We start from the raw sequence: 21949 nt of genomic DNA, 5'->3' as shown, positions 1-21949 counted from the left end.
AAAGAACTTGTATCGCGGAGTTGAGCGGAGAAGGCGGAGTTAAGCAGAGAAGTTCTTAAAAAACTCCGCTTAACTCCGCCTTCTCCGCTCAACTCTGCGATATAACTCTTTGTTCAATAACTCGTATCCTCCAACTTCACTTTCCCCCGAAACGTCCAGAAAACAAAAACCGTGTAGGTCAGTACGAGGGGCATTCCGATGGCGGCAAAGAGCAGCATCGTCCGCAAAGAACTGTCCGTCGAAGCAGCTTCGTAGATGCTGATGTTACCCCGCACGTCGTAGTTGGACAGCACCAGGTTGGGATACAAACCGGACGCAAACAATACCAGGAGCAGGGCCGTTGTGACGGCTGACGAAATGAATCCCCGCAAATACCGCCGTTTTTCGATCATCCGGCGCATGTTCAACACAATCAGCACCGCACTGACCGGCAAGGCGAACAAAATGGGGTATTTGTGAAAAATGGCGGCCATGTGCGGTACGTAAATAAGCGTGGCCATGGACGCCGTGATGAAGCAGAGAATGAAAAATTTACTGGTCTGGTTGATCAGAATCGTCATTTTGGCGTAGAGCCGGTCTTCGGTTTTCATGGCGAGATACATCGCTCCGTGTAGCATGAACAGTGACAAAACCGTCACCGAAATCAGCAGCGCATAAGGGTTGAAGAAGTCCCGCAAGCGTCCGACAAACTGGTAGTCTTTGTCGAGCGGGATGCCCTGAATCAGGTTGCCCAGAATCAGCCCGAACAGCAAGGCAATGGTGCTGCTCGACAGACAATAACACACATCCCACAACGTGCGCCACCATGTCATTTCTTCCTTGCTCCGAAATTCAATCGAAATGGCTCGGAAAATAATGGCGACCAGCAGCAGGATAAACGGCAGGTAAAAAACTGACAGGAGCGTTCCATACACCAGCGGAAAGGCCGCAAACAGCGCGCCCGCGCCAATCACAAGCCAGACTTCGTTGCCATCCCAAACCGGGCCGATGGCGTTCAGGGCAATCCGGCGGCTTTGTTCTTTCCGAAAAAACAGGTGCAAGGCCCCCGCACCCAAATCGAAACCGTCGAGAATACCGTACCCGCTAATGAGCGCACCGATCAGCAAAAACCACCAGGTGGGAAGGTCGAGACCGAGGATTGTGTCCATGATTTTTTAACGATGAATTATGAATGATGAACGATGAATGGTTTAGCTTTATGGAGTATCCACCGTTACTATTTAGATCATGAAAAAAGTTAATATCGTTCGTGAAAAAAGTTTTCAGTTTGCCATCCGCGCCATCCGCCTGTTTCAATACATTACGAAGAGTAAACAGGAATATGTTTTGAGCAAACAGTTGCTTTGTTCCGGCACTTCTATTGGTGCTAATATTCGTGAAGCAGATAATGCCGTTAGTAAGGCTGATTTCATCAATAAAATGGGTATTGCCCAAAAGGAATGCGATGAAGTTATCTATTGGCTCGAGCTATTGAAAGCGACTGACTACCTGACTGATACGGAGTTTATTAGTGTTTACAATGACGCCAATAGCTTATTGAAGTTAATCCGTACCATTATTCTTAATACAAAGAGAAACCTCGCAAGCTGAATGTTCATCGTTCATCGTTCATCATTCATAATTCAGTTTTGACGTTGGCGTTTCCGGGTCTTCCGGGCTGATGTCGGGGCCGTGCTGGATTTTCTTGTTCAGGAGGTAGATGAACAGCACGAACAGAATGACGTAGACCAGGGTGAACAGGATAAGGGAAATCAGGACGTGCTCGGCTTTGACGGCCTGCGAAAGCGCGTCGGAGGTTCGGAGCAGACCATAAACCACCCACGGCTGCCGGCCGACTTCGGCGGTGTACCAGCCCACCTGGTTGGCGATCTGGGGCAGCAAAACCGAGCCGACGAAAACGCCCATCAGCCAGCGGTTCTGGAATAGTTTTTTTCGATAAAGCAGAAAAATCGCCAGCCAGCACAACCCGATCAGCATCATGCCGATGGCGACCATCAGGTGATAGGTCTGGAACACAAAATTGATGGCACCCGGCCGGTTTTCGGGTTTAAAACTGTTCAGGCCGGAAATGGGCTTTTTGAAATCCTGGTGAACCAGAAACGACAAACCGCCCGGTATTTTCAGCCCGGTCACGGTTTGTTTTTTGGCATCGACCCAGCCCAGCAGGTACATATCGGCGGGGGCGGTTTCAAAATGCCCTTCGACCGCGGCCAGTTTCGCGGGCTGGTATTTCGTAATCACTTCCGCCGATTTGTGACCCGTAAACAGTTGCCCCAGCGACGACACGGCGGCCACCCACAACGCAATGGTGAAGGCTTTTTGGGAGTGTACCACGTACTTGCGTTTCAGAATATACCATGCACTAACGCTCAGCACCAGAAACGACCCGGCCAGAAAAGCACCGATCAGAACGTGCGAATACCGTTCGATGGACGACGGATTGAAAACCATCTCCCAGAAATCGGTCACTACGGCGCGGGCTTTCAGGCCTTCGCCTTCGATGCGGTAGCCCGTCGGCGTTTGCTGCCACGAGTTGGCGACTACAATCCAGAGTGCGGAAAACATGGAGCCCAGGGCCACCAAAACCGTCGACAGAAAGTGAACTCGCGGGCTGACGCGGTTCCAGCCAAAAATTAGAATGCCCAGAAAAGCGGATTCGAGGGCAAAGGCGAAAATGCCCTCGGCGGCCAGGGCGCTGCCGAAAATATCGCCGACGTAACGGGAGTAAACCGCCCAGTTGGTGCCGAATTCGAACTCCATCACAATGCCGGTGGCGACACCGATGCCGAAAATGAGGGCAAAAATCCGGACCCAAAACCGGGTCAGTTCTTCATACACTTTGTCTTTGGTCTTTAAATACAGGCCTTCCATGAAAACCAGGCACACGCCTAGGCCGATGCTCAGGGGCGGATAAATGTAATGGAAAGCAATTGTGAAGGCGAACTGGATGCGGGAGAGTATTTCAACATGGTCCATAGCCGGTGGAGATGGGAATGGGGGCAAGTTACTACGGAACGGGACACGAAATAATGGTTTTGAACAAGATTTTCGAGAGTGTGATAAAAAGAGTTATTTCGCAGAGTTAAGCGGAGGAAATCAGAGTTAAGCAGCGTTTTTTATTTTTTCCCTCTGATAAACTCTGATTTCCTCCGCTTAACTCTGCGAAATAACTCGTCTAGGAAATAACCCCTTAAAATATGCGTCCTTACATTCTTGCTGAAGCCAACTGGAAACACATTCACGACCAACCGATCGACCTGGTCATTCTGCCGTGGGGGGCTACGGAAGCCCACAACTACCACTTGCCGTATGCGACGGACGTGATTGAAGCCGACACGATTGCGGCTGAGTCGGCACGGCTGGCGTGGGAGCAGGGCGCGAAAGTAATGGTGTTGCCCACCATTCCGTTTGGGGTCAACACCGGTCAGACCGATATTTTACTCGATATCAACCTGTATCCGAGCACCCAGAAAGCGATTCTGAACGACATCATCGAAGTGCTGAACCGGCAGGGAATTCACAAGCTCCTGATTCTGAACAGCCACGGCGGCAATGACTTCAAAACCATGCTGCGCGAACTGGGCGTTCAGTATCCCAACATGTTTCTGAGCACCTGTTCGTGGTTCAATACGCTTGATAAATCGAAGTATTTCGATGAACCCAAAGGCGACCATGCCGACGAAATGGAGACGAGTCTGTTGCTGCACCTCCGCCCGGATCTGGTCTTGCCGCTGGATGAAGCCGGCGACGGAGCGGCCAAAAAATGGAAGGTCCAGGCACTACGAGAAGGCTGGGCGTGGGCGGAACGCAAATGGTCGCAGGTGACGGAAGACACCGGGATTGGCAATCCGAAACAGGCCACGGCGGAAAAAGGGAAACGGTATTTTGAGGACGTCACCCAAAAACTGAGCGGTTTCCTGCTCGAACTGGCGAACCTGGATGTGAAGGCGTTATACGAGTGACGGGGTGACTCCGTCCCGCAATCAACGGAATGAGTCGCGTATTGGGAAACGTTCTTTTTTCATGGAAATAAGGGTTTTGAGGTCTACCAACGGAATTGCTGAATATCCAACCGGAATACACTATTTTTGCTTTGCCAGACTGAACTGTTCAGGTTTGGTTTAGGGTAAAAAAGACGGTACTTTCCCTTTTGCAATGTAAGCAGTCAATTGCTTTAACCACTGAAACTTTACCTATTCGATGAATCCCATTCTACGATGGTTCAACCGTGGAACCGCCCTCCTGCTGCTGGCAGGAACGCTACCGGTTTGGGCCCAATCCGTTGACGAATCCCTGACGCTGCTTCCCACCGACCGATTACCGGCTGTGCCCGCCAACTGGAAACCGGCGGCTTCCATTCTGGTGAATCCCCTCCGACCGGATCAGAAGACGAAGGCCGGAACGGGTGTTCTGGTCGGAACGCCCGGTCAGCCGCTCACCTTGCTGACCAATGCCAACGACGTTCGGCTGGTGATGGACGTGATGCTTTCGCCGGGCGCGGAGGCCACCCTGTCGTTTGGCGGCACAGGCATTCACCTGGCAGACCATTGGGGAAAACCGGAAGTCAACACCACGACCTTTGGTGCCATTGAAGGCAGCAGCACCCTCTTGCCTTTACAGAATGCCGGAAAAGCGCCGGGTTTGTGGCAACAACTCGAAATTCTGCTTCAGGGCGAAGGCAAAGGCCCGGCCACACTGGAGAAAATGACGCTCAACGGCACACTGGTTCAAGAAAGCCTGGTGCTGCCGAAGGCCACCGGCGGAAAACCCGGCACGGTGAGTTTGAACGTGACAACCGGCACGGTGGCGGTTCGGAACATTGGGTATCAGCTAATTACGGATCGTCCGGTGGCAAAGCTGACCAACATCCGCTACAAACTATACGAGAACAAAACGGAAACGGTTTCGCAGGCCGAGTTAGCCAATCTGAAACTGGTCAAGGAAGATACGGTTTCGGCCCTGACCTACGAAGTTTCCTACGGTCAGCCGCGCTGGCACGGCATTGTTTACACGGGTGATCTGGTGGTCGATAAAACCGGCCCCTACACCATCGCCTTGCAGCAGGGCGGTTTTGCTTCCCTGCAAATCGACGGCAAGGAAATTATTGCCAACAAGCGGCTCGATCTGGGCTACATGAACACGGCCAAAATCAACCTGACGGCGGGGAAACATCCCTTCACACTGTTTTTCGGCCGGTCGTGGCCCCGGCCGGGTCTGGGTTTTTTCATCTCGGCTCCCGACACCAAGTTTCAGGCGCTGCACCCCCGGGCCTCGTTGCCCGAACCCGATCCCGTTGGCGAAATTGCGGTGGAACCCGGTACCAAACCGGCGGTCATCCGTTCCTTCGTCAATTTTGGTTCCAAAAAGAAAACCCATTGCCTCTCCGTGGGCAGCCCGACGGGTCTGAACTACACCGTCGATCTGAACCAGGGCGCGTTGTTGCAGGTCTGGCGCGGGCAGTTTGCCGACGTAACCGACATGTGGTATGAACGTGGAGAACCGCAATTGCTGAAACCGCTGGGAACGGTAGCGGTTTTGTCGGCGCAAAGCCCGCTGGCGTTGATGGCCAATGCCAACCAATACTGGCCTGATAGTTTGTCCGACAATGAGTGGAAATACACCGGTTTGTCAATGGATAAACAGGGTAATCCCATTCCTCAGTATCGCATGCGGGATCTGGACGTCACCGATGCGGTTTTGCCCGATGCCGACGGCAAATCCATCACACGGACGCTGAGCGTGAAAGGACCGGACAACGAGTCGCTCTACTGTCGGCTGGCGGTTGGGGCGTCGCTGGACGAAGTTGCGAAGGGGTTGTATGCGGTCGATGGAAAATATTACATCCGGATTGATCCGAAGCTTAAACCGACGATGCGAACCAGTTCCGGTCGGCAGGAATTGCTGATGCCGGTTCCCATGAAGGGCGGTTCGGCAACGGTTCAGTATTCGCTCTTGTGGTGATTCGTTATGGAAAACCGCATCACCTGGGCCGACTTCGAAAAGGTGGAGATAGTAACCGGAACCATCGTGGCCGCTGACGCCTTTCCGGAAGCCCGCAAACCGGCCTACAAACTCACCATTGACTTTGGCGCAAAAGGCATCAAACGCTCCTCCGCGCAGTTAACCCAATTGTATAAAGCCGAGCATTTGCCTGGTATGCAGGTCGTTGCGGTCATCAACTTTCCGCCCAAACAGATTGCAACCTTTAAAAGTGAATGCCTGGTTTTGGGTGCCATTGGCCCCGACGGGGAAGTAACTTTACTGCAAACCGAACGCAAAACTGAAAACGGCTCCCGAATTGCCTAGTACTAAAGATCATGAAAAATAGACTCTCGTTTCTCTTTCTCTCTCTTTTTATTTCCTCGTTCGCGGTGGCCCAGCGCCCGTTGACGGAAGACGATTATTACCGGCTCATCACCATTCCCATGCCCGAAGGAGTGCAACTGGAAGTGGGAGGCATGGCCGTGTTGCCCGACGGTCGGCTGGGCGTTTCGACGCGCCGGGGCGAAGTCTGGTTCATCAGCAATCCGTATATGAAAGGAAGCCGCCAGCCACAGTTCAAACGGTTTGCCTATGGTCTCCACGAACCGCTCGGACTGGCGTATCACAAAGGGGCCATTTACGCCACACAACGCGGTGAACTGACCAAAATGATCGATACGGATGGCGACGATGAAGCCAACGAATACCAGTCGATTGTGAAGTGGCCGCTGTCCGGTAATTACCATGAGTACTCATACGGACCGGTTTTTCTGCCGGATGGCGATATGCTCATTACGCTCAACCTCGGCTGGATTGGCAAGGGAGCCAGCCTGGCCAAATGGCGGGGATGGATGCTGAAAGTCAACGAAAAAGGCGAGATAAAACCGTTTGCCACCGGCTTGCGGTCGCCTTCCAGCTACCGGGCCTTGCGCGACGGCAGCATTTTTTACACCGAAAACCAGGGCGACTGGGTGGGTTCCGGCCGGATGACACACCTTGAACTGGGTGATTTTGCCGGGAATCCCGAGGGACTCAAATGGACCTCCGAACCGAATTCTCCCTTGAAACTTAAGCTGGAAGATGTGCCGAGTACGGGAAAACCGATGCACGAGATGGTGAAATCGATTCCGAACCTGAAAGAACCGGCCATCTGGTTTCCGCATACGATGATGGGAATTTCGACCTCCGATATTCTGGAAGACACCACCGCCAACCGGTTTGGTCCGTTCGACGGGCAGTTGTTCGTGGGCGACCAGGGCCACAGCAAGGTGATGCGGGTTTTTCTGGAAAAAGTAGATGGAAAGTACCAGGGCGCCTGTTTTCCGTTCCGGTCGGGTTTTCAGTCCGGTATTTTGCGGATGGCCTGGGGGCTGGACGGTTCCATGTTTGTGGGGCAAACCAGCCGGGGCTGGTCGGCCACCGGCAAAGATCCGTTTGGGGTTCAGCGGCTGGTGTGGACGGGCCTGACGCCGTTTGAAATGAAAGCGATCCGCTCGATGCCCGACGGTTTTGAGGTGGAATTCACGCAACCGGTCGACAAGAAAACCGCCGAAGATCTGGCTTCCTACAGCCTGAGCAGCTTTACCTATAAGTACCACAAAATCTACGGCAGCCCGGTTGAAGATCCGCGGCCCGTGCCCATCCGGGGCGTTGTGGTGTCGGACAATGGCCTGAAAGTGCGGATTGTGGCCGACACGCTCCTGCGCGAAGGGTATGTTCATGAGGTGAAAGCCGAGGGCATCAGGTCGGACAAAGGGCTGGCGTTGCTGCACAACACCGGGTATTATACCCTCAACCACATTGCGCCCGGAACGAAGTTGACCATTGCCGCCCCCGCCAAACACAACCACGCCGATATGGCGATGGCTTCCACTAAAACCACACCGGCGGTTGCAGAGGGGAAAGGAAAACCGGCGGCTGCGAGTGCCAAACGCGTGACCGAACAACCCGCCGACTGGACCAACGGCCCCGACCAGGTGATTACGATCGGTACCGTGCCGGGCCTGAAATTTGACAAGACGCAGGTCGAAGTGAAGGCGGGCAGCCGCATCCGGTGGGTGTTCAACAACAACGACGACATGCTGCACAACTGCGTGATCGTGAAACCAGCCACGGCCAACGCCGTCGGCGATGCGGCTTTGAAACTGAACCTGAACGGTTCCCGGATGCAGTATGTCCCGGTATCGCCAAACGTGTTGTTTCACACCAACCTGATGCAACCCGAGAGCTCGGAGTCACTCTACTTTGTAGCTCCGACCACACCGGGGGATTACCAGTTTGTCTGCACCTTTCCCGGACATGCAGCACTCATGCAGGGTGTAATGAAAGTGGTGAAATAAGTATAAGAATTTTAATTATTTTTGTAGATAGGTGATTAGACTATGGGTTTAATCACCTATTTTTTCAGCTACTCACAGAAAAACGACGTTGGGAAAACCGCTACTTTTCAAATCCATTCAACGCTTCTTTGCGGCACTGGTGGGCGTGCCGGGGGAAACTACGCTGGAAAGCCGGATCTTTAATTCAATCTGTTTGGTGGGCATTGTGGCGATGCTCTACAACATCCCTTTCAACTATTTCATCGGACTGACCGAAGCCTCGCTGGTTTCTTTGCTGCTTTTTATCGCCTTTTCATTTCTCTATTATCTATCCCGGATAAAAAATAAATTTTACATCAGCGTATCCCTGGGTGGTGTGTTTATTACGCTGCTTCTGGCGGGAAATTATTTTTTTAATTCAGGCGTCATTGGACCTTCCATTCTCCTGTTTATGTACGTTTATTTTCTATTGGCTATTGTTTCGCCATCCCGTCTGCACGTCTTCTGGTTTTCCTTTAATCTCCTTACTGTAATAGGTCTTTTATCGGTCGAATATGTTTATCCTGCCAGTGTGGTTACCGGCTACTCGAGTCGCCTGAATCACATGCTTGATGTGGGTTCGACGTATTTGGTAGGGGCGGTGCTGATTTACCTGGCGACTTATTTTTTCAAGAAAGCTTACCGGGCCGAACAGCGGCTGGTCGAAGAAAAATCCGTGGTGCTGGAACGGCTCAACGCCGAGAAAAGCAAGCTTTTTTCCATCATTTCGCATGATTTGCGTTCGCCATTGGCTTCTGTTCAACAGTACATCGAAATATTGAGGGAAACGGATCTTGACGATGCGCAAAAGAAACGGATCGAATCGGATTTGCTGGATGTTATTAACCACACCCAGGAGATGCTTTTCAACCTCCTGTCGTGGTCGACAACCCAGATGAGCGGAACCAAAGTGGAGCTTACGCACGTCAGCATTTCGACCGTTTTAAAACCCATCATTGAAATTTATAAACCGCTGGCTTTAAAAAAAGAAATCCAGTTAACGTATTCAATTCATACACCGTTCGAAGTCGTTGCGGATAGCAATATGCTGCAACTTATTGTTCGGAATCTGGTGGGAAATGCGATTAAATTTACCCCTTCCGGGGGGGCGATTGCAATTGACGTTGTGGAATCTCAATCGAATTGTTTGATTGTTGTGAAAGACAATGGGGGCGGAATAAAACCGGAAGATAAAGCAACGCTCTTTTCGCTTAAATCCCGGACAACCTTTGGTACCAACAACGAAAAAGGAGTAGGACTGGGGCTTTTTCTTTGTAAAGAATACGCGGAAGTTCAGCAGGGAAAGCTCTGGTTTGAAAGCGAGCCGGGGGCCGGAACCACGTTTTATCTGTCGTTACCGTTGGTTCGTTTACCAGAAACCGTGCTGATTGGCAAAGCGGTTTAGTCAACACGGTTTCTGGTAATTGTCAGACTCAATATGCCGCCGTAAACCGTTGGTGAACGTGTGCCGGTTCGTCCAGTTCATCGAATATGGCAACGGCCAGATCTTCGACGGAGATTTTACTCACGCCGTTTTCATCGAACACCGGTTGGTTGGTTCCCAGGCGGAATTGCCCGGTGCGCTCACCAGGTTCGAGCAAAATGGCCGGACAGATAAAGGTCCAGTCCAGGTCTTCTTCCTTTTTCAATGTATTCAGATAATCGCGGGCGGCTAGTGCGCCCGGTTTCCATTCGGCCGGAAACTGCGGGGTGTCGATCAATTGAACGCCCGGTGCAATTTCCAGGCTACCGGCTCCACCCACCACCAGCAACCGTTTCACACCGGCTTTTTTCGTGCTGTTCTGAATCGCCAGCGAACCAGCCAGGTACTCGTTGTAAAGGTTGGGATTTTGCCAGCCCGCATTGTAGGCACTCACGACCGCGTCATGGCCGCCCACAAGCCCGGCTACTTCCGCTTCGTTCAGCACATCGCCTTTTACGACTGTTAGCTGTGGGTTTTCTACCGTCATTTTCTCCGGATGGCGGACAATCGCCGTTACGGCATAGCCGCGGTGCAAAGCTTCTTTCAACAAGGCTGAACCTACGAAACCCGTGGCTCCAATCAAGGCAATTTTCATGGTTTTTTAGAATTAGTTTATGGGTAAATTTTTAACTGTAATTATTTTTATTACAGTTTAGTTCAAAAAAAATTAGTCAAACTGGTTGGTAAAATCGGACAGGGTTGTTTGGTCGAGCCGTGCAATCAGGGCTTTTTCCGCATCCAGAAAAAGGGTGTCGAGATGGGTATTGATCTGGCGGCCTACCGGGCAATCGGGATTTGGACTGTTTCTGGTTTGCCCCAAAAGGGGCGATTGCCGGACAGCCTCGTAAATCGCCGACAGCAGGATTTTGTCCGCTGGCTTGGCTAAAATGCTACCGCCGTTTTTGCCTTCCTTGCTGATAATGAACCCTTTTTTACGCAAATTGCTGACCTCTTTTCGAACCAGAACCGGGTTGATGTTAACACTGCCAGCCAAAAAATCCGACGACAGCAATTCCCCATTGGCCCTCGCCAGAAGGGTCATGATGTGAATGGCAATCGAAAATCGGCTGTTGTTCATTCTGTAACAAATTTTATTACAGTACAAAGGTAGTCGTATTTTAAGGTGAAATCAAGGCAGGGTCGAAAAATTTACGTTCGTTTGATTAAAAATTGAGTGGTATCCCGAATTTGTGCGTTAATTCACTATGCGATTCTTGTCTGTACTTCTGTTCTGCACGCTCGTAGCAGGGGTTGCCTGTGCGCAACGCCCTGCCGATTCCACTTTTTACCGGCCCGGTGCTGCGGTTCCGGCCTATTTGAAACCCATTGAGCGGTCGTATGGATCGTACTTCTACGGGGGCAAGCGGTTGCGGTCGCCGAATTCGCTGGAGATTCCCTTTAACGAATTGAATGATCCCATCGTCAACCGCCATTTCCGAACCTACCGGACGTTTGTGCTGGCCGGACAGGTCGTTGCGCTGGTCCCACTGGTTTACGTTTTGACGCGTAACCGGGGAACCTACACCCGTTCGGGCGACTACTGGGCCGTGTATTTTGGCTCGATCGGGGCCACGTTGGGCTTAAGCATCATTGGCAATTCCCAGGCCCGCAAGGCGGTGACGCAATACAATCGGGCACTGGCCGCTGCCCGCTTCGGGTTTTCAGCACAACCCCTCCCCGGCACCACCCAAACCGCCTTTGGCGTGAGCCTGGCCCGACGCTTATGAAAAACGGACCGCCAGATGACGAGGATACCGGTTTTTCCTTTCGGGAATTGTTTTCGGAAGACGAAACCCGGGAATTCTATCAGCCGGTGCGACAAGTGCCGACACGCCAAATTGCGTTCTGGTCGCTGGGCTTGTCTTTTCTGCTGGCGGGGGCGTTGGTGTTTTCTTCGCTGAACGAACGCAGTCGTTCGGTTCTGCATCCGAAGGGGGTTCCGCGTTCCGGTAAAAAATCCTTTTTAAAGCCCGTAAAACGCCGTAAAATCGACGCAGTGGTGTATCTTCGTTTGTATTCCCGTTTACTAAACTCATCGACTGACTGAATGAAAAACTGTACACTTTCGGGTATTCTCCTTCTTTTTTCGCTTGGTTTACAAGCCCAGACCACCGTCAACCGCGATCCTGCCATTGCCCAACTCGTGGCCGACGTGTCGGCGGATAGTTTGCGGTCACACGTTACCAATCTGGTCAGTTTCGGAACGCGGCACACGATGAGCAGCGCGACGCCCAAACGCGGGTTGAGCGCGGCCCGGCAGTGGACGCTGGGCAAGTTTCAACACTACGCCAAACAGTCGGGCGGACGGCTGACAGCCCAGATCGATAGCTGGACGCTGCAACCGGACGGACGGCGGATCGATGCCGTGACGCAAATGGGTAACGTGATGGCGACGCTCAAAGGCACCGACCCGAACGACGACCGGATTTTTCTGGTGAGCGGTCACATCGACAGCCGCGTCAGTGACGTTATGAACCGCACTGCCGATGCGCCGGGGGCCAACGACGACGGTTCGGGAACGGCCGCCGTGATCGAACTCTGCCGCGTGATGAGCAAAGTTCCGTTTCCGGCCACCATCATTTTTGTGGCGGTTTGCGGGGAGGAGCAGGGACTACTGGGCGCCAACCACCTGGCGCAACGGGCGAAAGACGAAAAATGGAACCTGGAAGCGTTGTTGAACAACGACATCATGGGGTCGAACCACAGCCCCGATACGCACATCACCGACAACACGCGCGTCCGGGTATTCAGCGAGGGCTTGCCCGGTTATCAGACGGATTCGCTGGCGGCCAACATCCGACAGTATGGCTTGGAAAACGACGGAAAGTCGCGGCAACTGGCCCGGTATACCAAAGAAGTGGGCGAGCGGTATGTCGATCAATTGGAAGTGGTGATGGTGTACCGCAACGACCGGTTTTTGCGCGGTGGCGACCACACGCCGTTTGTGACGCGCGGTTTTCCGGCGGTTCGCATTACGGAAATGAACGAGAATTTTGCCCACCAGCACCAGGATCTGCGCACGCAGGATGGGGTTGAGTACGGCGATTACGTGAAGTTTATGGACTTCGATTACCTGCGGAAAAATACCGCCATGAACCTGGCTGTGCTGGCCAATCTGGCCAAAGCGCCGTCGATGCCGCAAAACGTTACGGTGGAAGCCCGGAGTCTGACCAACTCCACGAGTCTGTTCTGGCAGGCACCTAAAGCCGGGAATTCGGCCAACCGGAAAATAAAAGGCTATTATGTGCTGATGCGCGAAACCCACTGGCCGTTCTGGCAGAAGAAGTTCTATACGGAAAAGGTCGGGCTGACGCTGCCCTATTCTAAAGACAATTATTTCTTTGCCGTTCAGGCCGTTAGCGAGGATGGAAACGAGAGTTTGCCGGTGGTTCCGCGCCCGGGTTTGCGGTAACTGATTCTGAAGTTTTGCGCCCTGACGCAACGCTTTGACCGGTTTTTGCGTAGGGTAGAAGAGAAAACACCGGCTTTTTGTTCGGAAATTTACAACCTGACACTTTTTTTTGTAGATTTCGTTTCCAACGGTCATCTCATCCAGTCACACTAAACTATTATTTCACAAAAACCTGAAAATTATGAAGCGTTTACTTTATTTGATCTGCGTGGTGGTGTTTGCGGCTGGCCTGAGTTCGTGTAACAAAGAAGATGACCCGGCACCGTCACCAGTGGTAGGGCAGTGGTCTGTTGACCGGGCACGCTATTCAGGATTTACGGGCGATTTCGTATCGCTTAATGGTGACGAAGATTTGTCGAACCCAACGGTAACCGGTTATCGCGACGATATTGATATCAAAAATGACAATACGTTTTCCGGCACAGAACGCTCCAATGGCAGTGTTTTTGACTACAAGGGCACCTGGACGTTAACCAACAATAACCTCGTATTGAAAGAAGACGCCGGCAGTGAATTTAAGTATACGTATGACAACACAACGACTCCCAATCGATTACTGGGTGAAGTAGTCGCCCAGAGCGGTCGGTTTCTGAATGCGAAAAAAGATACCGTGACGGTTAATTACAGCGTTCAGTTGATTTACGCCAAAAAATAACGGGTACAGACGTTTAAGAAATAGGAATACGACCTCCGGAGTAAAATCCGGAGGTTTTTTTATGTTTGGGAAGTGTTGAGAAGCGTTAATTCGCTGAGTTAGGCGGAGGAAATCAAGACGGGGTCGCCCGCTGGTTTATCAGAGAAAATAACCTCTGCGTATCTCTGATTTCCTCCGCTTAACTCAGCGGAATAACGCTTTTCATTTATACGCCGGCAACTGGTTATTCTGATTGATGAAATAGGCTTTTTTGTTCAGGCTGATGCGTTTCAGGGCTATCGAATAGCGCCCGGAATGTGAAGGCCAGGGCGGTAGGGCCGTGTTCATCCAGCATTTCAAGCCGCTGGCGCGCTTCCTGTGGGGTCGGGATGTGCCCCTTTTCAATCCACCATAAAACCAGATACGACGTTTGAAACCGGGAAAACCATTCCCGACGCCGTTTCATGATGGTCACATGGGCCGAATCGTACGTAAAATTTTTGAGCGCATCAACCGTTTCCCAGACCGACAGATTGACAATGATCATTGAATCGTCGAACGCCTGAATGGTGGTGGCATCTCCCTCTTCCGTTTTGAGCCGCCAGACAAAACCGGGGCTTTGCTCGGCCAGGGCGTTGATGGGGTCCAGATTGGCCACAAAACCGGTTAATTGTTCACTGTCAAGGGAGGCCAGCAAACGGGCTACGTTGACCTGGGCGAGTTGATAAGCAGGCATATGAATGGTTGTTGCATTAAAAGTAGATCATTCCGCATTCTGGTGTGAAGCCTGGCTCGCTGAACTGATGAAAGACCGGTCTGAAATCGCTTTATTACAGGCTAAACTGACGATTTCCAACGATTCCAGCTGACACCCGCCTTGACATACTGCCCGTTTTAGGGTACGTCCAGCGCATCCACCTTGTCCGAATGAAGTCGCTGGGGCGGGTTCCTCCTGAGCTTTCTGGCTGCCTTTTGCCAGGGCAGTGGGGCCACCGGATAGGATCGGCCTTTTGGTATATTGTTGACAATCAGGGCAATTGTTAGTAAGATGAGAACGCCGGTCATGACGGGGGCCAAGGTATATCCAAATCCTAAACTTTTGATTTTTTCTGAACCAATGTTGGCGATCAGTGCCGTGGCTCCGGCCGGCGGGTGCATGGTTTTGGTGATCTGCATACCCACAATGGATAGAGAAACGGCCAGAGCGGATGCCAGCCAAATCTGGTCGGGAACCAGCTTCTGGATGGCAACGCCAATCAGGGAGGCCAGCAAGTGTCCTCCGACCAGGTTGCGGGGTTGCGCCAGGGGGCTATGGGTTGTTCCGAAAATTAAGACGCACGAAGCTCCGAAAGAACCAATAAGAAAAACATCGTCCTGCGGTGTAAAGCGGGATTGCTGAATCAAACCCAGGGATGCGATGGCGGTAAAAGCACCCAGAAAAGTCCAGAAATGATCGACGGGTGCCAGAATCGTTTGACGGTAGATGACGTAACGGGCAATGCGATAGCGACGCTTAATTCTTTTTTTCACAAATGGAAGAGTACGTACGAGGCTTCCCAGAAAGCAGGGCCTAAAAAATCAGGATACAAATATCGTCACCAGACCTGACATCGTGCAAGTCTGGTGATACTTTAAATTAGGTTAGAAACCCGACCATCAGATCGATTTCCAGCACCCTGGCGATCTTCAACAGGGTTCCGATGGTTACCTGTTGTCCCTTTTTTTCATACTTATTGACAGTAGAGATCGACACGCCCAATTTCATCGCCAGATCGCCCTGGGTGAGATCGGCTTTTAAGCGGGCATCCCGAATCAGGTTCCCAACTTGTTGTAAGGAGGGTTCCTGATCGGTTGCTTTTACCAGGATGGAAGTGGAATGAACCAGGGCACTTCTTTTCTTAGGTGGATTCGGATGCACGTTTCAGGAGTTGATTGTTCCTACGCCAGGGACATTAAAGCGATAAATCACCGGCGGCTTCGGGTTGATACAAAATGGCGTCGATCTGGATTTTTACCGTTCGGGCCGGGGTTGCAAAGCTGATTAAATCGCCTTTTTTACAGCCCAGCAAAGCGGTAGCCAACGGGGCAAATATCGAAATCTGGCGCTGGGAAATATTCGCCTGTTCGGGATACACCAGCCGTATGTTCAGCGTATTCTGGTTGTCGAGATACCTGATTTTTACCAGGGAATTCATGGTCACCACATCCGCCGGAATGTCGGAGGGCTCCAGCAGCGTTGCCTGGCTGACGCCCATCAGCAAGGTCCTGATGTGTTTAAAAGAGGCTGTTGGATCGGATTTGGCTTGCACCACCCGATCGATCAGTCGTTGATAATCCAGCTTGTTTATAATTAAATTCGTCATGACTCTACCGGTTTTAATAGTTAACGGATCGTTTCATCCGGCCCGGCACCTGTCTGTTAATTGAGGTGCCAGGATTTCGGATCACGATCCCGGAGGTTTACATTGTAAATGGTGCTGAGAATTAACAGCCCCATAATGATCGCCACTGCGACCTGTAGGGTGGAATTGGCATAAAAGTGGAGGGCTTCGGTATGGGATTTCTTCATAAACTCCTGCCCAACGACCGACTGAATGCGGGCCAGATCATGCAGATGGGTCACACCTTGCTGAAAGAGAACCGCCCCGGTCCCGTTGAAGGCGTCACGGGCCGCTTCGCTTTGGCCGGAAGCCCACTGGCGCAAAATGGTCTGCTCCAGTCGTCTGTAGTCGGACAGGACCGTTTTGATCGCCAGCAAACTCGTTTTCTCGTCAGCAACCAGACTCGTTTTCTCAAATTGGTCGATGAGTTGCTGAATCCCGGTATCGTACTGTTTTAGCTTTGCCTGGGTAATCCTGGCAGAGCCTGTGTGTTGTGAAATCAGCACGGTTTCCAGCAAATGCCGCCGGGCGTGAAATTTTTCACTTAGATACACCATGTCTACGGCTGGTTCCAGGCGGTCGGCATACACTGAGCCAAGCGCCTGGTCCACCTCCTGCATCGTACTGCGCATACTCAGCGACGTGAGTATAACCACCACCATAACGGGTAAAAGCAGCAGCGTTGCTTTTATTTTTTGCTGAGTGATCCGTGATCCGTTCATACGTACGCCCTTTCTTTTAAAAAGTTGCTTCTTAATTTTTACAACTGTAAATTTACAACTGTAAAAATAGAAAACAAATAAAATGACTTATATCAGCGCGCAGCCCCAATTGACCAATTCCTGGGACGACATCTGTTATCCGGTGCAGCCCGTCTGGCTGACCGACCTATTGCCGGACTACGACATTGTGGCGACCGATCGGCAGCAATTGATCGTTGGGCAGGTTAAAGGGGGACGGAATACCATATTTGGCATTCAAAGTGCCGATTATTCTATTATTCCCAATGCGGTTATTCGGGACGTGGTCGATGCACTTATTCCGCAGTATACGCTCCTGATCAAGTATACGCCAACCGGGGAGTTCAATATCAATATTGTGTTGCCGGAGGTGTTTATGCTGGGAGGGGAACCACTGCAACGCTGCCTGATCTTAACCAACAGTTACAACGGGAAAACGCCTTTCAGTATTCAGGGGCAGTCATTGATGGCCTTGCTGGATCCCATGGTGGCCCTGCGCAGCAGCATGTTCCGGAAGCTGTGTCAGAACGGTTTGTTGGGCTGGGCCGATCACTTCGATCAGGTGTCGAGCTACCAGACCTGGCTGGGGCAGTGGTCGGGAGAAAGTGCGAAGGGGCGTTCGTCCAAAAACCGCCCGACCGAAAACCGATCCGACCGGCCCGGCCCGGCCATCCGTAAAATTCACCACAGCCAGCTAACCATCGAGGTCTTTCGGCAACACTTGCATAACCTGCTGGTCGATCACCTCAAACCGGAGTTGACGCTGACCACCACCGTCTATTCGCAGTTACAGCAAACGGAAATACCGGGCCGCCCCAACGAAATCGTACGGGAGTTACCCATTCCGGTCCAACTGGCCAAACAAGCTTACGAGCGCCTGCGGACGGAAGAACAACTGCTCCATACGGGTCCCTCCCTGTGGTTGTTATACAACGCGGTCAATTATGCCTTGTTCACCAGCCGCAGTAGCCTGACCCTCAACGACCGCTACCGGCTGGACGAACGGGTGTTTCATCACCTGGCCACCCGGGCATACGCCTGAATGGGTTGAAAATCAAGGAAATGTATTCGGGAGTTATCCCGGCAAGATTCATTTAAAGTACGAGTTATGATGAAACGTGTGGCAGTTTTGACATCCGGCGGAGATGCGCCCGGGATGAATGCCTGTATCCGGGCGGTGGTCCGGGGAGCGGCCTACCATGGCATTGAAGTGATTGGCATCCGCCGGGGCTACAGCGGATTGATTCTTGGGGATGGTATTCAGCTGACTTCATCGACCGTCAGCAACATTATTCAACGCGGTGGAACCATCCTCAAATCGGCCCGCAGTCCTGAATTCAGGACGGTCGAAGGCCGGCAAAAAGCATACGATTACCTCACGAATCGGGCGGTTGACGGGCTAATCGTTATTGGTGGAAACGGCACCTTTAAAGGGGCTTTGCAATTCGTCGACGAGTTTTCGTTTCCGGTCATTGGCGTGCCCGGAACCATCGATAATGACCTGTTTGGCACGGATTACACCATTGGGTATGATACCGCCGTGAACACCGCCGTGGAAGCTATCGACAAAATTCGTGACACCGCAGATTCGCACGAGCGCATCTTTCTGATTGAAGTGATGGGCCGCGATTCGGGCTACATTGCCATTCAGTCGGGTATTGCAGGGGGCGCCGAGCGGGTGCTGCTGCCGGAAACCGGAGTATCGGCTGCGGAGCTCATTGAAAGACTCCGGCAGGACCGGAATGGCTCCCAGTCGTCTGCCATCCTGGTGCTGGCCGAAGGGGAGGGAAGAGGGACGGCAACGGTGGTTGCTGAACAAATCAAGAAACAGTCTGGTACTGAATTGGATTTGCGGGTAACGACGCTGGGACACATCCAGCGTGGAGGGGTCCCGAGTGCCTGTGATCGGATTCTGGCGAGCCGGTTGGGGCTGGGCGCCGTGGAAGGCTTGCTGAAGGGTAAACAGAAGGTGATGGTGGGCTTGGTAAATAATGAGTTGGTTTACAGTGGTTTGCAGGAGACCGTTTCGCGTTCCAAACCCATCAGTGAGGAGTTGTTGCGGCTGGTTACGATCCTGAATGGATCGGCATTCGCTGACAGTCGTGGCTGAACACGCTTCGCATCAAGTATTGGCAGGGAAACCAACCCTCTGGACTTTTCTGAGTCGGATTGTGAAACTGGTTTTTTTTGACTGCAATAGCCGCGTTTTATACACTCCTTTACTTTTTTGAAATCCGGGAGGACCTCAGCACCGGAAACTCTGCTAATTACCGTCCGAAAATCCGGAGTGGCCACCGGCTCCGATGTCTGAACCGGAGCGGTGGCCGTTTTGCGGAGCGAAAAAGCGGACTTCATCAGATCGACGAACGCAGGGTTTGCAGTTTGAGGATGTTGTCGTCGATCTGCTTGCGGATCAGGGTGTCCAGCTCCCGTCGAATGGCGATTTTCTCTTCGATCGAGTAGCTTTCGTCCCCCATCAACTGGTTGATCTGGTGGGCGGCTTCTTCGGCCGTGGCCTTGGCGGTTGAATTGAGGTCCATTGAAAACTTGGGTTTGGTTGAATTGAAAGCCGAAGTTCCACGGATGGGAAGGGGCAGGAAAGGACGTAAAAAGTGAGGTAGTTACTAATCTAGAAAACGGAGGTTATTTAGACACGTTTTGGTACAAATCGGGCTTAGTAGATTATGCTTAAGTAAATTTTTATTCATATTAAATGTAGCTTCCAACTTTTGATCATAAATTGGTGTCTATATCTCATTATATTAGTAGCCATTTATTCACTAAAATTTATTCCATATGAAATTGCCATTTACCCGCTTCGTCATTCCTGGAATATTATTATTTCTGTTCAGTTCTTGTTCGGTGCAGGATCACTTGGCCCCAGCGACCTCCCAAAGCTGTAGAATTATGGATGCACTTTATTATAGTCCTAGCATAACTCCAAAGGATCCAAAGGTAGCCCTTGAAATCGATGGAAAACAGGTTGAGTTTGGACTTTTTAGGCACGAAGAATTTAGCTACGACTCAGAAGGTCGCCTTAGTCAGATTACCACCTTGCCGGTTCCATTTAGTCCAAACGATGGTAAAACGGATCGTTACGAATACCAGCCTAACCAAGTCATCCGGTATTTCAGTTATACGGGTACTCTGGAAGAAAAAACCGTTTACACACCAGATCAATTTGGAAATATATACCCTCCTAGAAATGCCGAATATGATTCCGATGGGTTTATCGTAAAAAATACCTATGTCTATTCTACTGGAAAGGAGGCATTTACTGATGGGACCGACGAATATACGATTGAAAACGGGAACATCGTCAAACACATCCGCATCGTCCCTCAACTGAATAGGCGACAAGTGACCCTTTTTGAATACGATCTTTCTAAACCAAACCTCCCCCAGATTAGAAACTTTGAACCCAGGCAGAGTAAAAACCTCCCCACTCAAATAATTACCTATTGGACATTCACGGGGCAAACAGAATCAAACCCCTATAATGTGGTTTCATACCGTTATACATTCGATGAAAGCAGCCAGATAAAGCGAGTCGTTGCAGTGGGGGATACCTATTCGGGTACAGGCCAGAAAATTGCGGGAAGCACATCTTACAGTTTTGTGGACTATAAGATCAGTTGTCAATAGGTTTTTTGGCGGTTTCGGGGCATTATTTCCTCGAACTTGAAGATACTTAATTCCCGGTGGTAGAACTGCCGGGCTTTTTATTTAGATAATTGATGGTTTGTGAATCGGAGATTTAATAAATCAATCGAAATCATTAGGACTTTTATGTTATCTTGAAATCATGAAGAATGGGTGGAAGTTATATTTAAAAATTTTACTAAGCTGCTTAATGTTTTGGTTACTACTTGCTGCCTTGGGAGCATTGTCTGATATGACATCAAATGATGACTACAACCATAATCTTTTAAGTAATTGGCATCGATTTGTATTTTACTATTCATGGGGATTAGCAATCTGGCACAGGGTAATACTGATTGGTAGCACTATTCCATCCATCCTTATAACTGCGTATTTTATCCTGAGGCAACGAATATAAAATAAATAAAAGGGTACATAAAACGTGTGATTTGTGAATGGGAGGTTTTATTTGCCGGTAACGTTGCACGAAATCCCGGAATATGTCAGACTCCTTTGGCTCAACCATATTCATACGGTCCTCAGTACGATCAAAGGCCAGCCGGATTCCAAGCATAGGAACCGGGAAAATGCAGAGCATTCGCTTGTGTCGATCCCAGAAGAAACCGACCCAGAAGTCATACCATCTGAAAATTATTCGTACTTTCATAGTAGTATAAAAAACGTAGGTTTGGCAGGCAAAAATCACTCCTCAGCGGAGATTTAGCTAGATTTCAAACAGTTTCCTTATTACGGCTTCTATATGAGTTTACTACTGACGAACTACAACTTAGATTTTGTTGAGGATAACAATGATTCCTTAGGGGGGCAACTTCAACTAAAACTCCACGCAAAGGATGAGCAGCATCATACGGATGCAACAAGAGACTTGGCCCATGCAATGTATGTTCACCGCCCGTACGACCCGCAGGATGAAACAGAATCTCTTCAATCGGGCCTGTGGTACAAACACGGGAGATTTTGTGAGTTTTTGTTCGATGAATCGAACGGTGAACCATCCATCATTTTACGCGAACGCGCGGGTGTCGCGATCAAAGGCGGGCGCGACCTTGATAGAATCGATATTCCTTATAAACTTCAGTTTGAAGGTGTTGTTACGCCAACTACCTGCAGTGAATTTATGCAGGCAATGAGAGATTCTGAACTCGTCAAGGCACGCCGTGACGCAAACAACGCAGCCGCTCTTGCGTCGATGAATGCACCTCGTAAGTATATGGGCACAGTTTAGGGAGGTTTGATTTACTTGAATCTTAATTTCGATCTTTTTACAATTTCAATCCAACCAGTTCTGTCGAAATGG

General features: G+C 50.9%; 25 protein-coding genes. 15 read left to right on the top strand and 10 right to left on the bottom strand.

All coding sequences use genetic code 11. The annotated features are described in order from the left end of the window. Positions 1-113: 113 nt before the first annotated feature. Positions 114-1148: a cytochrome d ubiquinol oxidase subunit II gene (gene cydB / locus F0P93_RS23015; protein WP_150880083.1), complete on the bottom strand. Its 1035-nt coding sequence runs from the start codon at positions 1146-1148 to the stop codon at positions 114-116. Positions 1149-1227: 79 nt separating this feature from the next. Here cydB and F0P93_RS23010 point away from each other — a divergent pair, with 79 nt between their 5' ends. Next, the gene (locus F0P93_RS23010; protein ID WP_150880082.1) at positions 1228-1590 is read left to right on the top strand and encodes a four helix bundle protein; all 363 of its coding nucleotides are present in this window, start codon (positions 1228-1230) and stop codon (positions 1588-1590) included. Positions 1591-1611: 21 nt separating this feature from the next. On the opposite strand, the gene F0P93_RS23005 is transcribed toward F0P93_RS23010, so the two are convergent. After that, on the bottom strand, positions 1612-2976 hold the full coding sequence (locus F0P93_RS23005; protein WP_150880081.1) for a cytochrome ubiquinol oxidase subunit I: 1365 nt from the start codon (positions 2974-2976) through the stop codon (positions 1612-1614). A gap of 221 nt (positions 2977-3197) precedes the next feature. Between F0P93_RS23005 and F0P93_RS23000 the strand changes: the two genes are divergently transcribed. From F0P93_RS23000 to F0P93_RS22980, 5 genes are all read left to right on the top strand, one after another. Continuing rightward, positions 3198-3962 (top strand): creatininase family protein, encoded by a 765-nt coding sequence (locus F0P93_RS23000; RefSeq protein ID WP_150880080.1) that lies wholly within the window; start codon positions 3198-3200, stop codon positions 3960-3962. A gap of 238 nt (positions 3963-4200) precedes the next feature. Next, positions 4201-5961 (top strand): hypothetical protein, encoded by a 1761-nt coding sequence (locus F0P93_RS22995; RefSeq protein ID WP_150880079.1) that lies wholly within the window; start codon positions 4201-4203, stop codon positions 5959-5961. Between the two features lie 6 nt (positions 5962-5967). Then, entirely contained in the window at positions 5968-6306 is a 339-nt protein-coding gene (locus F0P93_RS22990) for a tRNA-binding protein (RefSeq protein ID WP_150880078.1), read from the top strand. Between the two features lie 11 nt (positions 6307-6317). Continuing rightward, a complete protein-coding gene (locus tag F0P93_RS22985) occupies positions 6318-8321 on the top strand; it encodes a plastocyanin/azurin family copper-binding protein (RefSeq protein ID WP_150880077.1) in 2004 nt (667 codons plus the stop codon). Between the two features lie 88 nt (positions 8322-8409). Then, positions 8410-9744: a sensor histidine kinase gene (locus F0P93_RS22980; RefSeq protein WP_150880076.1), complete on the top strand. Its 1335-nt coding sequence runs from the start codon at positions 8410-8412 to the stop codon at positions 9742-9744. Positions 9745-9772: 28 nt separating this feature from the next. Here the strand turns inward: F0P93_RS22980 and F0P93_RS22975 are convergent, their stop codons facing one another. Then, positions 9773-10417, bottom strand: a complete 645-nt coding sequence (locus tag F0P93_RS22975; RefSeq protein ID WP_150880075.1) for an NAD(P)-dependent oxidoreductase — start codon at positions 10415-10417, stop codon at positions 9773-9775. A 72-nt stretch (positions 10418-10489) separates the two neighbouring features. Continuing rightward, on the bottom strand, positions 10490-10900 hold the full coding sequence (locus F0P93_RS22970) for an Rrf2 family transcriptional regulator (RefSeq protein WP_150880074.1): 411 nt from the start codon (positions 10898-10900) through the stop codon (positions 10490-10492). 127 nt (positions 10901-11027) lie between these two features. Here F0P93_RS22970 and F0P93_RS22965 point away from each other — a divergent pair, with 127 nt between their 5' ends. The 4 genes from F0P93_RS22965 (at position 11028) to F0P93_RS22950 (ending at position 13889) form a co-directional block, all read left to right on the top strand. Then, positions 11028-11549: a hypothetical protein gene (locus F0P93_RS22965; protein WP_150880073.1), complete on the top strand. Its 522-nt coding sequence runs from the start codon at positions 11028-11030 to the stop codon at positions 11547-11549. Then, on the top strand, positions 11546-11869 hold the full coding sequence (locus tag F0P93_RS22960) for a hypothetical protein (RefSeq protein WP_150880072.1): 324 nt from the start codon (positions 11546-11548) through the stop codon (positions 11867-11869). The genes F0P93_RS22965 and F0P93_RS22960 overlap by 4 nt, the downstream gene beginning before the upstream one ends. Continuing rightward, complete coding sequence (locus F0P93_RS22955; protein WP_150880071.1) at positions 11870-13234, top strand: M28 family metallopeptidase; 1365 nt, start codon at positions 11870-11872, stop codon at positions 13232-13234. It abuts the gene before it with no gap. Between the two features lie 181 nt (positions 13235-13415). Next, positions 13416-13889: a lipocalin family protein gene (locus F0P93_RS22950; protein ID WP_150880070.1), complete on the top strand. Its 474-nt coding sequence runs from the start codon at positions 13416-13418 to the stop codon at positions 13887-13889. Between the two features lie 223 nt (positions 13890-14112). On the opposite strand, the gene F0P93_RS22945 is transcribed toward F0P93_RS22950, so the two are convergent. Next, positions 14113-14604: a DUF3291 domain-containing protein gene (locus F0P93_RS22945; RefSeq protein WP_150880069.1), complete on the bottom strand. Its 492-nt coding sequence runs from the start codon at positions 14602-14604 to the stop codon at positions 14113-14115. Positions 14605-14608: 4 nt separating this feature from the next. Here F0P93_RS22945 and F0P93_RS31910 point away from each other — a divergent pair, with 4 nt between their 5' ends. Further along, a complete protein-coding gene (locus tag F0P93_RS31910) occupies positions 14609-14737 on the top strand; it encodes a hypothetical protein (RefSeq protein ID WP_255472355.1) in 129 nt (42 codons plus the stop codon). A 25-nt stretch (positions 14738-14762) separates the two neighbouring features. Here F0P93_RS31910 and F0P93_RS22940 read toward each other — a convergent pair whose 3' ends face one another. The 4 genes from F0P93_RS22940 to F0P93_RS22925 form a co-directional block, all read right to left on the bottom strand. Then, on the bottom strand, positions 14763-15398 hold the full coding sequence (locus tag F0P93_RS22940; RefSeq protein WP_150880068.1) for an HPP family protein: 636 nt from the start codon (positions 15396-15398) through the stop codon (positions 14763-14765). A 106-nt stretch (positions 15399-15504) separates the two neighbouring features. Beyond that, positions 15505-15786, bottom strand: coding sequence for a helix-turn-helix domain-containing protein (locus tag F0P93_RS22935; protein WP_150880067.1), 282 nt, complete (start codon positions 15784-15786; stop codon positions 15505-15507). 34 nt (positions 15787-15820) lie between these two features. Continuing rightward, the gene (locus F0P93_RS22930) at positions 15821-16231 is read right to left on the bottom strand and encodes a GreA/GreB family elongation factor (RefSeq protein WP_150880066.1); all 411 of its coding nucleotides are present in this window, start codon (positions 16229-16231) and stop codon (positions 15821-15823) included. 56 nt (positions 16232-16287) lie between these two features. Beyond that, on the bottom strand, positions 16288-16971 hold the full coding sequence (locus F0P93_RS22925; protein ID WP_150880065.1) for an MCP four helix bundle domain-containing protein: 684 nt from the start codon (positions 16969-16971) through the stop codon (positions 16288-16290). 82 nt (positions 16972-17053) lie between these two features. Here F0P93_RS22925 and F0P93_RS22920 point away from each other — a divergent pair, with 82 nt between their 5' ends. Then, on the top strand, positions 17054-18031 hold the full coding sequence (locus tag F0P93_RS22920) for a hypothetical protein (RefSeq protein WP_150880064.1): 978 nt from the start codon (positions 17054-17056) through the stop codon (positions 18029-18031). A gap of 69 nt (positions 18032-18100) precedes the next feature. After that, complete coding sequence (gene pfkA / locus F0P93_RS22915; protein ID WP_150880303.1) at positions 18101-19099, top strand: 6-phosphofructokinase; 999 nt, start codon at positions 18101-18103, stop codon at positions 19097-19099. A gap of 244 nt (positions 19100-19343) precedes the next feature. Here the strand turns inward: pfkA and F0P93_RS22910 are convergent, their stop codons facing one another. Beyond that, on the bottom strand, positions 19344-19529 hold the full coding sequence (locus F0P93_RS22910) for a hypothetical protein (protein WP_150880063.1): 186 nt from the start codon (positions 19527-19529) through the stop codon (positions 19344-19346). Between the two features lie 367 nt (positions 19530-19896). Here F0P93_RS22910 and F0P93_RS22905 point away from each other — a divergent pair, with 367 nt between their 5' ends. Then, positions 19897-20634, top strand: coding sequence for a hypothetical protein (locus F0P93_RS22905; protein ID WP_150880062.1), 738 nt, complete (start codon positions 19897-19899; stop codon positions 20632-20634). A gap of 757 nt (positions 20635-21391) precedes the next feature. Next, positions 21392-21877, top strand: coding sequence for a hypothetical protein (locus F0P93_RS22900; protein WP_150880061.1), 486 nt, complete (start codon positions 21392-21394; stop codon positions 21875-21877). Positions 21878-21949: the final 72 nt, after the last annotated feature.

Source organism: Larkinella humicola, assembly GCF_008727875.1.
In the GTDB taxonomy this organism is placed as follows: domain Bacteria; phylum Bacteroidota; class Bacteroidia; order Cytophagales; family Spirosomataceae; genus Larkinella; species Larkinella humicola.
Note: the sequence above shows the minus strand (reverse complement) of the source record. Positions and strands in the feature narration are given on the sequence as shown.